A 13,452-nucleotide genomic window follows, 5' to 3' on the forward strand; every position below is an offset into this window, starting at 1 on the left:
GCAGCGGCGCTGGGCCCGCGCCCGCGCGCAAGGCCGCGGCGCAGCCGGGCCAGGCTTTGCTCGCTCAGCGGAGCCACTTCGTCGGCCAGCAGCTTAAAGCCTTCGTCCTGCTGCTGGACGACGCCGCGCAACGCGAGCAAAGCCCCCTTCTCGACGTGGGCGGCCGAGCGCCGCCACACTTCGGGGAACAGCACAACCTCGCAGCGCTCGATCTGGTCCTCCAGCTCCATGAACGCCATCGCTTTCCCCTGCTTGGTTGTGATCGTCTTCACGGACACGACCATCCCCGCGACAACGGTGCGGGTGTCGTCCGGGGCTTCGGCCAAATCCATCAGCCGATCGACGCCTTCGCCCTCCAGCAAGGCATCGAAATCGTCCAGCGGATGGCCGGACAAATACAGCCCCAGCAGCTCACGCTCCAAATCCAGCTGCTGGGCCGCCGTAAACTTCGGGACATCCGGGTACTCGATGTCCCAGTTCGGCGATTCTACGAAATCAAACAGCTGGATCTGCAGATCATCCCGCTCCTTACGCCACTTCAGCGCCGCATCGACCGTCTCGTCCAGCATCGCCAGCAGCTGCGCCCGATGCCCCGGCAAGGAGTCGAACGCCCCGCCTTGGATCAACGACTCTATCACCCGCTTATTGCACGTCCGCAAATCTACCCGCCGGCAAAAATCGAGCAAGCTGTCGAAAGGACGCTCCTTCCGCTCGCGCAAAATACTCTCAATTGCCTGCGTGCCGACATTTTTGATTGCGGCAAGGCCAAAGCGGATAACCCCAAGGGCTGGCGCCTCCTGTCCAGATCCAGCGTGGCCATCCTTCGCATCGCTCGAAAGGACCGCTTCCGCAGAACCAACCCCAACCTGCGGGGTAAACAGCACGTTGCTCTCGTTCACGTCCGGCGGCAGCACGACGATCCCCATTCGCCGACATTCTACGATGTACTCCGCCACCTTGCGGTGGCTGCCGGTAACCGCAGTCAGCATCGACGCCATAAACTGCACCGGATAATGCGCCTTCAGGTACGCCGTTTGGAACGCCAGCACGCCATAGGCTGCCGCATGCGCCCGCGCAAAACCGTAATCGGCGAACCGAACGATCATGTCATAAACGACGTTCGCTTCGTCCTCGGTATAGCCCTGCTGTACGCTGCCGCTGACGAAATGCCCGCGCTGCTCGTCGAGCACCTCGCGCTTCTTCTTAGAGACGGCACGGCGCAGCAGGTCCGCTTCACCCAGTGAGAAGCCAGCCATGCGAGAAGCGATCTGCATGATCTGCTCCTGGTAGACGATGATGCCATACGTATCTTTCAAAATCGGCTCCAAATCCGGATGCGGATATTCCACGGAGATTTGCCCGTGCTTGCCAGCGATGTACTTCGGAATAAACTCCATCGGCCCCGGGCGATACAATGCCAGCAGAGAGATGATATCCTCGAACACCGACGGCTTCATCTCTTTCAGCACCCGGCGCATGCCCGTAGACTCCAGCTGGAATACGCCGGTCGTCTCCCCGCGCCCCAGCATCTCGTACGTGGTCGGATCGTTGTCCGGAACCAGCCGGAAATCAGGGGCATCCCCCGACTGCTCCTTAATCCAGTTCATGCAGCGCTCGATGATGGATAAGGTGCGAAGGCCGAGGAAGTCCATTTTCAGCAGACCGATCGCTTCCAGGTTCTCCATCGAATATTGCGTTAACGCCGTATGCTCGCTGCCTTCCTGCAGCGGAACGGCATCGGTTAACGGATCGCGGGAGATGACCACCCCGGCCGCGTGGGTCGAGGCGTGCCGCGGCATACCTTCGACTTTCATCGCCATGTCCAGCAGTCGCTTCACCCGCTCAGACCCGTCATACATCGCTTTGAGATCCGGGCTTTCCTTTAACGCGCGTTCGATCGTCATGCCCAGATGTCCGGGAATCAGCTTCGCGACTTTGTCTACTTCGCCAAATGGCACATTCAACGCCCGCCCTACATCGCGGACCGCCGCGCGCGCCGCCATCGTACCAAACGTGATAATTTGCGCGACATGCTCTGCCCCATATTTGTCAACCACATAGGCAATGACTTCATCACGCCGCTCATCGCTGAAGTCGATATCGATATCCGGCATCGTCACCCGTTCCGGGTTCAAAAACCGTTCAAACAGCAGATTATATTTGATCGGATCCACATCGGTAATCCGCAGCACGTAGGCTACCAAGCTGCCCGCTGACGAGCCCCGTCCCGGACCAGTGGCGATCCCGTTCCGGTGAGCGAAGGCGATGAAGTCCCACACGATCAGAAAATAATCCGAGAACCCCATGCTGGCGATGATCTCCAGCTCGTACCGCAACCGTTGCTCCAGCTTCTCCCGCTCCGCCGGGTTACGCCAAACATCCAGCTCGCCATAGCGGTCCACCAATCCTTGTTGACATAGCTCTGCCAAGTAACTGCCTGCGGTATGCCCTTCCGGAATCGGTCGATATGCCGGCAAAATATGTCGGTCGAACTCCAACTCCAGCTCACAGGAATCGGCAATTTTCGCGGTATTGGCATACGCCTCCGGCAAGTGAGGGAACAACTGAGCCATTTCCTCCGCGGTTTTCAGATAGAGCTGATTGGTGTGCATTTTGAGCCGGTCCTCGTCATCCACCGTTTTCCCTGTACCTACACAAATGAGCACGTCCTGAACCTCGGCGTCTTCTTTACTTAGATAATGGGCGTCATTGGTGACAACCAGCTCGGCACCGATTTCTCCCGCCAGTTGGACTAGAAGCGGATTCACCTTCTTCTGCTCCGGGATGCCGTGATCCTGAAGCTCCAGGTAGAAATCCTCGCCAAACGCCGCCTGATAACGCAGCGCCGCTTTCTTCGCTTCCTCATAATGACCGCGCAGCAGATGGAACGGAACTTCCCCGCCCAAGCAAGCGCTGAGGCAGACCAGGCCCTCGCGATGCCGCTGCAGCGCATCCCAGTCGATTCGCGGCTTATAGTGGAAGCCTTCGAGATGACCGATCGAGCACAGCTTCATCAGATTGCGGTAGCCGGTTTCATTCTTAGCCAGCAAAATCAAGTGATGGATCGGCTGATCCTGCCGGCTCCCCCGTTCCTTGCGCGAGCCTGCCGTAAAATAGACCTCACAGCCGATAATCGGCTTGATGCCGTGTTTTTTACACAATTTATAAAAAGGAACCGCGCCGTACATGACCCCATGATCCGTCAGCGCCAGCGCCTTCATGCCGGATGCCGCCGCCTTGGCGACGAGATCCTCAAGCCGGGCTGCTCCGTCCAGCAAGCTGTATTCGCTATGTACGTGCAAATGAACAAAGCTGTCCATGCGATCCCTTCCTTTCCATCGATTTATCTCTAATATTTTATCATACATAGGCATTGCCCGCCCATAGAATGGTAGAAAGACCGGACAAACCTCGGAAAGGGGCAAGCGCGCATGAGCACGTTTTTGACCAAAGCGGTCATGGATTTCTTTATCGCCTTCGGAATTGTGGTGGGAGGCGCCATGGTTGGCGGCATTGGCGCAGTCGTATCCCTGCAGCCTCCGACGCAGACGATGCTGGACATTGCCGACCGCATTAAAATATGGGCGCTGGCGGCCGCAGTTGGCGGAACCATCGACCCGATGCGGGTCATTGAAAGCAATTTTTTTGACGGGAACCTGTCTCCGGCCATCAAGCAGATCTTGTACCTGTTGTTCGCCTTTCTTGGGGCGCATATGGGTTCGGAATTGGTGCGCTGGATGTGCGGGGGAGGACGGGGATGAATGAAGGACGACGCGAAACAACCGAAGCTTACGGGCTTTCGCAGGTTTATGCAACTCACCGCCGTGTTTATTCTTGGCATGGTTACCGGCAGTATCGTATATAACGTCATTTATCAGACCAGCTACAATTTGCTGTGGATCCAGAACAAAGACCTGACGATCCAGCTGCATCAAGCCGAAGAGGATATTCGGACGCTCAAAAAATACAACAACCGTTCCACGGTCATCAAAGAGATCAAGGTGCGTGTGGAGGAACGTGATCCGCCGCTCGATTCGCTGGCAGTAAAGGAGGTCACCGAGCAGCTTCATAACGAGCTGGAGGTGTTGCGGGGGCGGAATATTTTTGACATCGACTCGGATGCCAAAATGGCCCGCACGCTGTTGAACCGGAAAATCTATGTTGTTCGTGACAAGGAATACACCATTCAAATCAAGACGATGCTGGTGAGTGACGGGGTACTTCAGGTTTGGGTGGACATGCGGCCCTATATTCGTCTCTAGTAAATCATGCTAAAATAAGAGAGATTTCACTTGAGACAGCAAGTTTTGCAGGAATCGACGTGTGTTGCTGTCCAAGCACGTATCCACTCTATTGATTAAAGGAGTACGGACCTCTTATGATCCAAACGATCCAAACCATTCTTTACGTGATTTTGATCATCAGCTGTGTAGGCTCGGTCTTCTTCAGCTTTAAGTCCCGGCGTTCGCTTGATCCGAAGACGCGGGGAATGGCGGCTGCCAAAATGAACATCTGCATGGGTTTGATGTTGATCGTCCTGGCCCTCATTCAAATGTTCCTGTTTAGCGGTTCGACGCTGCGGGTTGTCATCGGCGCTGTGTTTATGGTGCTGGGGGCGTTTAACATTTTCGCCGGCATCCGTAACCATGGCTTATATGCCCGACGCAAAGAGGGATAACCTTGCGGCCCAAGCCGTCAGGCTATCCCTCTTTGTACTGCAGGATCCTTCGCTTCTCCTGCTCAGGCATGGTCAATGGACTGCAGCGTCATGACCGCCTTCGAGACCAGCGAATCCTGATAGGTTAATATAATCTCCAGTTTGCAAGCCCGGCGGCTCATCTCCAATAACACAGGGGTGATGACCACCGGGTTTTCAATTTGTACCGGGCGAACGAAATAGGTCGTCAGGTTATCGACCACAAAGTCGCCGCCACTGGCGTCTTTGGCCGCACGAAGTCCGGCTTGCGTCATCAGCGAAGTCAAGACCCCATGCGAGATCGTCCCCAAATCGGTGGCCATCTGTGGTGTAATCATTCCGCGGAAGAACAATTTCCCCTCTTCGTCCCGTTCCTCGGCAAACCCGTTCCACATTAAGTGCTCAAACGTTTCGCCCAGCTGCGGCTGATTTCGTACGTCCCGCATCGCTTGCAGCACCTCGCGGCGCGTCACCGACGAGACCAGCTTCCGGTTACGGTCCACGACAGGCAAGAAGTCGATCCCTTCCCAGACCATGATTTGCGCGGCGGAAGCGAGCGAGGTCTGCAGGCCAACGGTGATCGGATGGCGGGTCATGCATTTCTCAATCGGCTGATCGCCGCTTAGCTCTTCGACGTTCTTGCGGCTGACGATCCCGATAACTCGGTTCCACTCGTCCACCACCGGAAAATGCTGATGTCCCGTCTCCAATGACAACTGGTCAAAATCAGAAATGCTGCTGGTCGCCTTCAGCATACTCACCCGCGGCTTGCGGCTGACGATGTCTTCGACCAGCATAATTTTCTTCTTGATCAAACGGTCGAACAACGCCCGGTTAATCATCGATGCGACGGTAAACGTGTCGTGGCGCGAGGAGATGATCGGTAAGGCCAGCTTGTCCGCCAGCGTCTTCACTTCACGACTCGTTCCGAAGCCACCGGTGATCAATACCCCGGCGCCTTGTTCCAAGGCAAGCGAATGGGCATTGTCGCGGTTCCCGATGATCAGCAGGCTGCCAGCGTCGATGTATCTGGCCATGGCATCGATTTTCATCGCGCCAATGACATATTTGTTCAGCGTTTTGTTGAGTCCTTCTCCGCCGCCCAGCACATGGCCTTCGACGATTTCCACCACATCGCCAAAGGTCAGCTGATCCGAGATGTTGCGCGGCTTCTTCTCCACGCGAACGGTGCCGATCCGTTCCTTCGTGATCACGATCCCGAGATTTTCCGCTTCTTTCACCGCCCGGTAGGCGGTGCCTTCACTTACCCCCAGCGCTTTGGCCAGCTTGCGCACGGAGATTTTCGTTCCAATCTTAAGTCCTTCGATATGTTGGAGCAGCTGTTCGTGCTTTGTTACGCTTTCTTCCGGTCCCTCCAACTGTTATACCCCCCTGCCCGAATCTGTACTATTCTGTATTCATTATACACATTCAGGCGTAGGTCATCCAGAAGGCGGCAAGAACGATAACAGAATAGACAATTTCCAGCATGCCGGACTGCTTGGCGGTAATCCCCGTTCGCGGGAACCAGGCCGCTCTGGCCAGCAGGATCAATGCGGCAATCCACAGCGCCGGTTGGAGCTGCCATACGGCCAAGGCCAACAGCAGAACATGGTAGGCTACGGAGTAAACATAGAATCGCTTATTATTCCGTTCGCGAATGATGGTTTTCACGTAAAAAGCAGTGCCTACAAAATACAACGTGCTGATCAGGAACAGTTCCGTGGCGAGCCTAAGATCGGTACCTCCTCCAAGCTGATACGAGATAAACACCATTAAGCTGAACTGCACAATTGCCGCAATGTCGTTCAATAATGCACGTTCACGCTTTTGCTTGGCATAGATGGCATTCACCACAAACAGCGGCACGAACAGCAGAGCCAATTTCAGCACCTCGGGCCGAAGCAGGATTAATGCGAGCGCCGCAGGGACCAACAGCGCACCATAGAACAGCAAAGGCTTGCGGTATCGGTCGGCTTTGACCTTGGTCTTGGTTGTTCCCATCCGAATCCATTGCAGCAAAGGAAACATAAACAGATAAATGAGCAGCCAGCACACAAACAACAAACTGTGGATCGCCCCGGGGGTAGAGGCGAGCATGCCAAACAGAAACGGAACGATCAGCATAGCCCAGGCACCATGTTGATTCGGGATGTAATCACGGACGCGCATGTTATCAGTTCCTCCTTCTCATCGTGAGCCGTCAACTTCAAATTACGCACATTATAATCGCTGGGCATCAGCACCTAAGTGACAGAAATCACTTGATTCATGGCAGCTTCCGGACAAATCCGCCGAGAAATTTTTGGCGGGTTCTCATCTTGTGACTGATATCACAATCCCGCCTCGGTCCGTTGCTATAATGGGGGCGAATCGTAAAATTTAAACATTTAGGAGGACTTCCCATGAGTCAATTCAAAGCTACTGTCAACGCCACCGAATATCCGCCCCAGCTCAAGCATAAGACCATTTTCGCAACCTTTAATTCTCTGGAGCCGGGGGAAGCGATGCTGCTGATTAATGACCATGACCCGGTACCGCTCCGTTTTCAGTTCGAGGCCATGCATCCCGGCGGCTTTACTTGGGAGTACATTGAGCAAGGACCGGAGATGTTCCAGGTGAAAATCGGCAAAAACTAAACGGGGGGAATGCCCTATGGCAACAATTACGGTTGTCGATGAGAAAACGATTCAGATCGCCGTCGAGCTTGAGGATGCGCTAAGGATGATCGAGGAAGCCGAAAGCAATCTGGAACGCTATGCCAGTGAGATCCTCACCATCGCCGAAAAAATGCCGGAGTTTCAATATACCTATTTCTGTTTCTATGCCTACGACACCTCCGCTTTGTTCGAAAAAATGCTGGGGATCGATCCCAAGCAGTATTTGTCCTTCTCGCTGGATGCGCCGGATTCGTTTTTCTATACGCTGTACGGCGGCATGAAGGGACTTAGCGGCGCAGCTCGGCTCTGCCAAGCGTTTGCCGCAGAACGGACGGACCTGGAGGTGAATCTATAATGGCCAACCAAATCGTTGAACTCGACGTTCGGCCGATTCTTCGCCGCGGCGAGGAGCCGTTCAGCGTCATCATGGACACCGTTGGGAAGCTGCAGGAAGGCGACAGCTTGGTTCTGCACGCCACAATGAAGCCGGTCCCGCTTCTGAAGGTGCTTGAAGGTAAGGGCTACCGTCATGAATGCGAGCAGCTGGCAGAAGATCATTGGAAGGTGACATTTGAACCGATGCAAGCTTAAGTTTTTGCAGAACAAGAAAAGGAGGCCGCTCGGCCTCCTTATTATTTTTGTTGTTGTGAAAATCCTCGTGGAATATATGCGCAATACGGATCGCTCTCCAAATAATCGCCGGTAACCGCATAAGCCCTCGCTCTTGAACCTCCGCACAGCTCCTTAAATTCGCAGACGCCGCATTTTCCCTTCAGCAAGGATTTGTCCCTCAGCTCCCGAAGGATCGGTGAGTTCCGATAAATATCCACCAATGAAGCGTTCCGGACATTCCCGCAGCTAACAGGCAGGAACCCGCTTGGATACACCTCGCCAATGTGACTAATGAAGACGAACCCGTCTCCGTCATTTACACCTTTCGGCGAGCGGCCGAGCAGATCTTTACGTTTGGGCGCTGCCTCCCTGCTTTCTCCAGCCAAGGCGTCCAACTTCCGCTGCTGCATAAAGACTCTGCGGTAGTGAGGCGCTTCCGTCGCTTTGATCCCGTAAGGCATCTCCCGCTGCAATCGGGCCAACCAAATCATCACCTGCTCATGCTCTTCCGCAGTAATCATGTCCTTAACCATCCCTCGGCCTGTCGGGACGAGGAAGAACACACTCCATAGCACGGCGCCCATCTCTTTAACCGTATCCGCGATCCGCGAAAGATCGTCCAGGTTATAGCGCGACACCGTCGTATTGATCTGAATCGGGATGCCTAACTGCTGCAAATATCCAATCCCTTTCATCGTCATCTCATAAGACCCACGCGTCCCGCGAAAATGATCATGGATCTCTGCGGACGAACCGTCGAGGCTAAAAGCCCAGCGGGAAAGACCGACCTCCTTAGCCTTACTTACAGCGGAAAAGGTAACTCTCGGCGTAGCGCTCGGAGTCATGGATACGGGCAGGCCTTTCTCATGGATCGCATATCGCGCCAGATCAAACAAATCTGGACGCATCAAAGGATCGCCGCCGGTAAATACAAACAGCGGATTGTTCATTTTTGCGATATCGTCGATCAGCCGCTTGCCTTCCTCGAAGGTCAGCTGTCTGGGGTCAGGTCGATACTGGGCTTCCGCGCGGCAATGCAGGCATTTTAGTGCGCAAGCTCTCGTGACCTCCCAGATGACAATAAACGGGTTCTCGTTATAGTCCTTGAATTGATTTTGCTGCATTTACCGTTCATCTCCTAACCAGGTTAACATCGCTTCCGCCGCTTCCTTACCTTGACGAATGCAATCCGGAATGCCGACACCGCCGTATCCCGCACCGCATAACAAGACGCCGGGGATCGTTCGTTGCATCTCTGCCCGCAACGCCTCCACACGCTCCACATGACCAACCGGATATTGCGGCATCGAAGCTGGTAACGACGACATTTCGCAAAAGAGCGGCTTGGCCTTGATCCCCATCAACTCCCTCAGTTCAGCAGCCACGCGCCGACGGACTTCCTCTTCGGGCAGCTGGGTCCAAGCTTGATCCCCCAAACGACCGATATACGCCCGAAGCAACACCCGATCTTCCGGCGCTGAATGCAGCCACTTGGAGGACGTCCAAGTGATTGCTGTTATCATCCGCCCTTCGCCGCGAGGGATAAGTACGCCAGACCCGTTCAACGCATGCTGAATTTCCTTGCGCCGGTAAGCAAAAGCTAGGTTGGCCACTGAGACATAACGGATTTGTTCCAGGTAGCCCGCCGCGGAGATCTGATCCTGAAGCAGACGAGCCGCTGCATAAGCCGGTGTCGCTAAGATCACGGCGTCCGCCTCGATCCGCTCATTGCTGCTGAGCTCCAGCTGGTAACGGCGGCCCTGCCGTGTCAGCCCAACCACCGCTTGTCCCGTGATCACCCGCTCTTCCTGTAAGGCAGCGGCCAAAGCGTCCGTCATCACGGTTAACCCGCCTTCCAACGTCAAAAACATGCTGTTGTACGCCGCCTCCGGCAATCCCTCCCGCGGCTTGGGGGCGGGTTGCTTCTTGCTTGCCAGCAGGCCAAGGATCAAGCTGCGATGCTTCCGCTCCATTTCCCTAAATTGCGGGAAAGTCGCCTTCAAGCTAAGCTCCGCCGTATCCCCGGCATAAATGCCGGCGAGCAGCGGCTCCGTCAGGTTCTCCAGAACTTCACGGCCCAGCCGCCGGCGGATAAATCCGCCCAGCGATTCATCCGTTTCGTCACGCTTGGCAGGCAGAAGCAGGTCCAGACCTGCCCGCAGCTTGCCGACAGGCGACAGCAAGCCCGTCTTCACCATCGGCCACATCTGGGTAGGAATGCCCAGCATCAATCCCGGCGGCATCGGATGAAATCGGCCCTGATGCAGGATGAAATTTTGTTTGGCCCGTGGATTCGTTCCCACCAGCAGATGCTCCAGACCTAAGTCCTTCGTTAACTCCAGCACCGCTGTTTTTCGAGCGATAAATGAATCCGGGCCTTGCTCTATCGTAAAACCGTCCCGGCGCAAAGTCCGAATCTTCCCGCCCAGCCGATTCGTTTCCTCAAGGATTGTAATTTCGGCATCGATCCGCCGTTCGCGAAGCCATTTCCGGGCGTAATAAGCCGCGCTTAACCCGGTAATACCTCCGCCGACCACCGCAATGGTTTTTCTCACTCGGATTGCTCCTCCTTTAGGCGGCTTGACTCGCTAGAGAATCAAGCTATTTCTTGTGGATTCCTAGCTAATCGTAACCCCAGCTTCCGGCACGAATTATGACTGGGATCACTCCACAAGCGAATCTCCCGCGATAAAATAGTCAAAATTCCACCGGGAGGTCTGACCTAATGAGAAACATCCAAGAATCCAAGTTAACCTCCGCCCGAAGCGGAGCGGAGTTGTTAATCGATTGCCTGCTTGCGGAACAGGTCGATACGATCTTCGGATACCCGGGCGGGGCAGTGATTCCCATTTACGATGCGCTGTACGATTGCCGAGAGATCCGGCATATTCTGACCCGGCATGAGCAGGCAGCCGTACACGCGGCGGACGGCTACGCCCGCGTGACGGGGAAGGCGGGGGTTGCGCTCGTCACCTCCGGACCAGGGGCAACCAATGCGGTCACAGGGATCGCCAACGCCTACATGGACTCGGTCCCGATGGTCGTGCTGACCGGTCAGGTGTCGACTGATCTGATCGGTCGGGACAGCTTCCAGGAGGTCAACATTTTTGGCATGACGATGGACGTGACCAAGCATAATTATTCCGTAATGGATATCCGCGAGTTGCCTAGAATCATCAAAGAGGCTTTTCATCTCGCTGTTACGGGACGACCGGGGCCGGTCCTGATCGATCTGCCCAAGAACATCATGACCGCTCAAACCAACTTGAGTCCGGCTGCCGAAATCCACATCCGCGGTTACGTGCCTTCAACCCAGATCGATGAGGAGGCCGTACGGCTGATTGCGAGCAAGATCGAAAGCTCCGAGCGCCCGGTGCTCGTTGTCGGGGGCGGCGCCGTGGCATCCGGTGCGGCCGAGCCGCTGTTCCAGCTTGTAGAAACCGCGCAAATTCCGGTGGCGACTACGCTGATGGGCATCGGGGCCTTCCCTGCCCGCCATCCGCTCTATCTCGGGATGCTCGGGATGCATGGCACGTATGCCGCCAACCGGGCGGTGCATCACGCCGATCTGCTGATATGTCTAGGAACGCGGCTCAACGACCGACTTTCCGGGAAGGCTAAGTCGTTCGCTCCCCATGCCTGGAAGATCCATGTGGACATCGATGATGCTGAGCTGGACAAGAACATTCTTGTTGATCTGGGGCTGTGCGGAGATATCGGGGACCTGCTGCGGAAGTTAAATGCGTGCGCGATCCCGCCCAAGTCGACCCGCTGGGCTGAGGAGACGGCCGGATGGCAGCGAAAGGTGCCGCATTATAACGAGTCGGTGGCTCCAGGATCGCTGAATCCGCAGGAGGTCATTCGGCTGATCGACAAGCATACCCAAGGCCATGCTGTGGTGGCAACCGATGTAGGTCAGCATCAAATCTGGACCGCCCATCACTACCAGTTCTCCCGGCCCCGTTCTTTCCTGACCTCCGGTGGACTTGGAACCATGGGCTTTGGCTTCCCCGCCGCCATCGGTGCCGCCATCGCGTTGGAAGGTCCGTCCGCTCCGCCGATTGTCTGCATCACCGGGGACGGCAGCTTCCAAATGAACCTGCAGGAGATGATGACAGCCGTGGATTACGGCTTACCGATCAAAATCGCCATCCTGAACAATGGTTATTTGGGGATGGTGCGGCAATGGCAACAGCTGTTCTATGAACGGCGCTACTCCTCCGTCCACCTCACTTCGCCGGATTTTGTAGCGTTTGCCGGCGCCTACGGAGTACCCGGGCTGCGGGCGCAAACGCCGGAGGAAGCCGATGCCGTGATCCGGCAGGCGCTAACGCACCCCGGCCCCGTTCTGATGGAATTTAACGTACGGGAGGAGCAAAACGTCTACCCGATGGTCCCGCCTGGAGCCAGCAACGATCAAATGCTGACCGGCGAAGACGAGAAGTAGTACCGCGTATTCAGCGAGCTTAGACGAAAAAAAGACGGTTCCGGAAGATCATCAACCTTCCAGAACCGCCCCTGTCCATTTTGGGCACAGGCTTATGCTTGTTCACCGTGTTTTCCGTCCGCGCCCCATTGGAGCTCCCATTCCCGGTATTTCTCCCGCCGGATTCGGTCCAGCTCCCGCTGCTTCTCTTCATTGACACCAAGAAGAAAATGGAGGTGAGCCCCGATGACGAGGAAGGCAAACCCTGCCCACACTGCGCCAAACACCGAAACCCAGCCGGCTCCAGGCTCAAACGAAATCATCGGCAAGGCATAAACGAGCATCGCTAATGCCAGAATCAGATAAACGGCATGCTTCCATTTGCTTGGTTTTTTTACGACTTTCATCCTCTGCAGCTCCTTTATTTTCATAGATTACGAGAACCGTTGATTAGGTCTTCTCCTTGTCTCTTCTATCTCTATGAACGGGGCTGCAGAAATATGATAGATACTTGTGAATCCAAGAATGCGGTCGTCTAAGCGCGAAGTTAGATCCCCGCTCCATACAGATGGGCCAGGCTGTCCGTAATAATCTTGTTGACGTCCTGAATGATCACACTAAGGCGGCGTTCAGCATCAAACAGGCGACGGATATTCAAGTTCAGACTCAGCACCTCGAACTGCTTCTCCATTTGCTCCATTTCCTCTTGCGTCGGCATCTCTCCGGTCATCATCCGCTGCTGAACTTCATTTTGTCGAATCCGGAAATCGTCCAGCATCCGTTTACTTTCAGGATCGGCCTCCACTAGCTTCATAGCTGCTGTAATTTCGGCTACCTCCTGGCTGTCCTTCAAGGCTGCCGCCAGTTCATGTGCTTTGTCGTAAATGTTCATTAAATTAAACCTCCAAATTTGTTTTAGTGGGATCCAAGCGGGCGTAAGGCGGGCTTGTCCCTTGCTTGCTGGTGCATGAAAATTGCTTGACTTCGGATTGCTGGCAACTTACTTGTTTGCTTGTTCTAACTTACTTAGTCACTCACTTGTCTGCAAACTTGCTTGC

Annotated in this window: 14 protein-coding genes; 7 read left to right on the forward strand and 7 right to left on the reverse strand. The window is 55.2% G+C overall.

All coding sequences use genetic code 11. The annotated features are described in order from the left end of the window. Positions 1-3,320: DNA polymerase III subunit alpha (locus tag PBA01S_RS10985; protein WP_127575993.1), on the reverse strand; the 3,320-nt coding region annotated here is incomplete at its 3' end. 111 nt (positions 3,321-3,431) lie between these two features. Between PBA01S_RS10985 and PBA01S_RS10990 the strand changes: the two genes are divergently transcribed. From PBA01S_RS10990 to PBA01S_RS11000, 3 genes are all read left to right on the forward strand, one after another. Then, the gene (locus PBA01S_RS10990; RefSeq protein ID WP_009226738.1) at positions 3,432-3,761 is read left to right on the forward strand and encodes a YtrH family sporulation protein; all 330 of its coding nucleotides are present in this window, start codon (positions 3,432-3,434) and stop codon (positions 3,759-3,761) included. Then, positions 3,762-4,262, forward strand: coding sequence for a sporulation membrane protein YtrI (locus tag PBA01S_RS10995; protein ID WP_016312850.1), 501 nt, complete (start codon positions 3,762-3,764; stop codon positions 4,260-4,262). Between the two features lie 116 nt (positions 4,263-4,378). Beyond that, complete coding sequence (locus PBA01S_RS11000; RefSeq protein WP_016312851.1) at positions 4,379-4,678, forward strand: YtpI family protein; 300 nt, start codon at positions 4,379-4,381, stop codon at positions 4,676-4,678. A gap of 62 nt (positions 4,679-4,740) precedes the next feature. Here PBA01S_RS11000 and PBA01S_RS11005 read toward each other — a convergent pair whose 3' ends face one another. Both PBA01S_RS11005 and PBA01S_RS11010 read right to left on the reverse strand, forming a co-directional pair. Further along, complete coding sequence (locus tag PBA01S_RS11005; RefSeq protein WP_016312852.1) at positions 4,741-6,075, reverse strand: DRTGG domain-containing protein; 1,335 nt, start codon at positions 6,073-6,075, stop codon at positions 4,741-4,743. Positions 6,076-6,127: 52 nt separating this feature from the next. Next, positions 6,128-6,868: a YwiC-like family protein gene (locus tag PBA01S_RS11010; RefSeq protein ID WP_127575994.1), complete on the reverse strand. Its 741-nt coding sequence runs from the start codon at positions 6,866-6,868 to the stop codon at positions 6,128-6,130. 233 nt (positions 6,869-7,101) lie between these two features. Here PBA01S_RS11010 and PBA01S_RS11015 point away from each other — a divergent pair, with 233 nt between their 5' ends. The 3 genes from PBA01S_RS11015 to PBA01S_RS11025 are packed head-to-tail and all read left to right on the forward strand — an operon-like array spanning position 7,102 to position 7,947. Next, entirely contained in the window at positions 7,102-7,335 is a 234-nt protein-coding gene (locus tag PBA01S_RS11015; protein ID WP_009226733.1) for a DUF2249 domain-containing protein, read from the forward strand. 16 nt (positions 7,336-7,351) lie between these two features. Continuing rightward, positions 7,352-7,711: a hypothetical protein gene (locus PBA01S_RS11020; protein ID WP_016312854.1), complete on the forward strand. Its 360-nt coding sequence runs from the start codon at positions 7,352-7,354 to the stop codon at positions 7,709-7,711. Continuing rightward, entirely contained in the window at positions 7,711-7,947 is a 237-nt protein-coding gene (locus PBA01S_RS11025) for a DUF2249 domain-containing protein (protein ID WP_016312855.1), read from the forward strand. Before PBA01S_RS11020 ends, PBA01S_RS11025 begins: the two co-directional genes overlap by 1 nt. Before the next feature lie 41 nt (positions 7,948-7,988). On the opposite strand, the gene PBA01S_RS11030 is transcribed toward PBA01S_RS11025, so the two are convergent. Together PBA01S_RS11030 and hemG are read right to left on the reverse strand one after the other, a co-directional pair. Then, positions 7,989-9,092: a TIGR04053 family radical SAM/SPASM domain-containing protein gene (locus PBA01S_RS11030; RefSeq protein ID WP_085279272.1), complete on the reverse strand. Its 1,104-nt coding sequence runs from the start codon at positions 9,090-9,092 to the stop codon at positions 7,989-7,991. Beyond that, complete coding sequence (hemG, locus tag PBA01S_RS11035; RefSeq protein ID WP_255315341.1) at positions 9,093-10,523, reverse strand: protoporphyrinogen oxidase; 1,431 nt, start codon at positions 10,521-10,523, stop codon at positions 9,093-9,095. It lies immediately after the preceding gene. A gap of 170 nt (positions 10,524-10,693) precedes the next feature. Between hemG and ilvB the strand changes: the two genes are divergently transcribed. Then, positions 10,694-12,415 carry a biosynthetic-type acetolactate synthase large subunit gene (ilvB, locus tag PBA01S_RS11040; RefSeq protein WP_051416859.1) on the forward strand — a complete coding sequence of 574 codons (1,722 nt, stop codon included), beginning with the start codon at positions 10,694-10,696 and terminating at the stop codon, positions 12,413-12,415. Between the two features lie 92 nt (positions 12,416-12,507). On the opposite strand, the gene PBA01S_RS11045 is transcribed toward ilvB, so the two are convergent. Next, positions 12,508-12,801 (reverse strand): hypothetical protein, encoded by a 294-nt coding sequence (locus PBA01S_RS11045; protein WP_016312857.1) that lies wholly within the window; start codon positions 12,799-12,801, stop codon positions 12,508-12,510. Positions 12,802-12,941: 140 nt separating this feature from the next. Next, complete coding sequence (locus PBA01S_RS11050) at positions 12,942-13,286, reverse strand: YlbF/YmcA family competence regulator (protein WP_016312858.1); 345 nt, start codon at positions 13,284-13,286, stop codon at positions 12,942-12,944. Positions 13,287-13,452: the final 166 nt, after the last annotated feature.

Source organism: Paenibacillus barengoltzii NBRC 101215 (assembly GCF_004000745.1).
In the GTDB taxonomy this organism is placed as follows: domain Bacteria; phylum Bacillota; class Bacilli; order Paenibacillales; family Paenibacillaceae; genus Fontibacillus; species Fontibacillus barengoltzii.

Excerpts from the sequence above, each read along its gene's own strand:
- PBA01S_RS10990 (WP_009226738.1), top strand. The coding sequence starts at position 3,432 with ATGAGCACGTTTTTGACCAAAGCGGTCATGGATTTCTTTATCGCCTTC.
- PBA01S_RS10995 (WP_016312850.1), top strand. The coding sequence starts at position 3,762 with ATGAAGGACGACGCGAAACAACCGAAGCTTACGGGCTTTCGCAGGTTT.
- PBA01S_RS11000 (WP_016312851.1), top strand. The coding sequence starts at position 4,379 with ATGATCCAAACGATCCAAACCATTCTTTACGTGATTTTGATCATCAGC.
- PBA01S_RS11010 (WP_127575994.1), bottom strand. The coding sequence starts at position 6,868 with ATGCGCGTCCGTGATTACATCCCGAATCAACATGGTGCCTGGGCTATG.
- PBA01S_RS11015 (WP_009226733.1), top strand. The coding sequence starts at position 7,102 with ATGAGTCAATTCAAAGCTACTGTCAACGCCACCGAATATCCGCCCCAG.
- PBA01S_RS11020 (WP_016312854.1), top strand. The coding sequence starts at position 7,352 with ATGGCAACAATTACGGTTGTCGATGAGAAAACGATTCAGATCGCCGTC.
- PBA01S_RS11025 (WP_016312855.1), top strand. The coding sequence starts at position 7,711 with ATGGCCAACCAAATCGTTGAACTCGACGTTCGGCCGATTCTTCGCCGC.
- PBA01S_RS11030 (WP_085279272.1), bottom strand. The coding sequence starts at position 9,092 with ATGCAGCAAAATCAATTCAAGGACTATAACGAGAACCCGTTTATTGTC.
- ilvB (WP_051416859.1), top strand. The coding sequence starts at position 10,694 with ATGAGAAACATCCAAGAATCCAAGTTAACCTCCGCCCGAAGCGGAGCG.
- PBA01S_RS11045 (WP_016312857.1), bottom strand. The coding sequence starts at position 12,801 with ATGAAAGTCGTAAAAAAACCAAGCAAATGGAAGCATGCCGTTTATCTG.
- PBA01S_RS11050 (WP_016312858.1), bottom strand. The coding sequence starts at position 13,286 with ATGAACATTTACGACAAAGCACATGAACTGGCGGCAGCCTTGAAGGAC.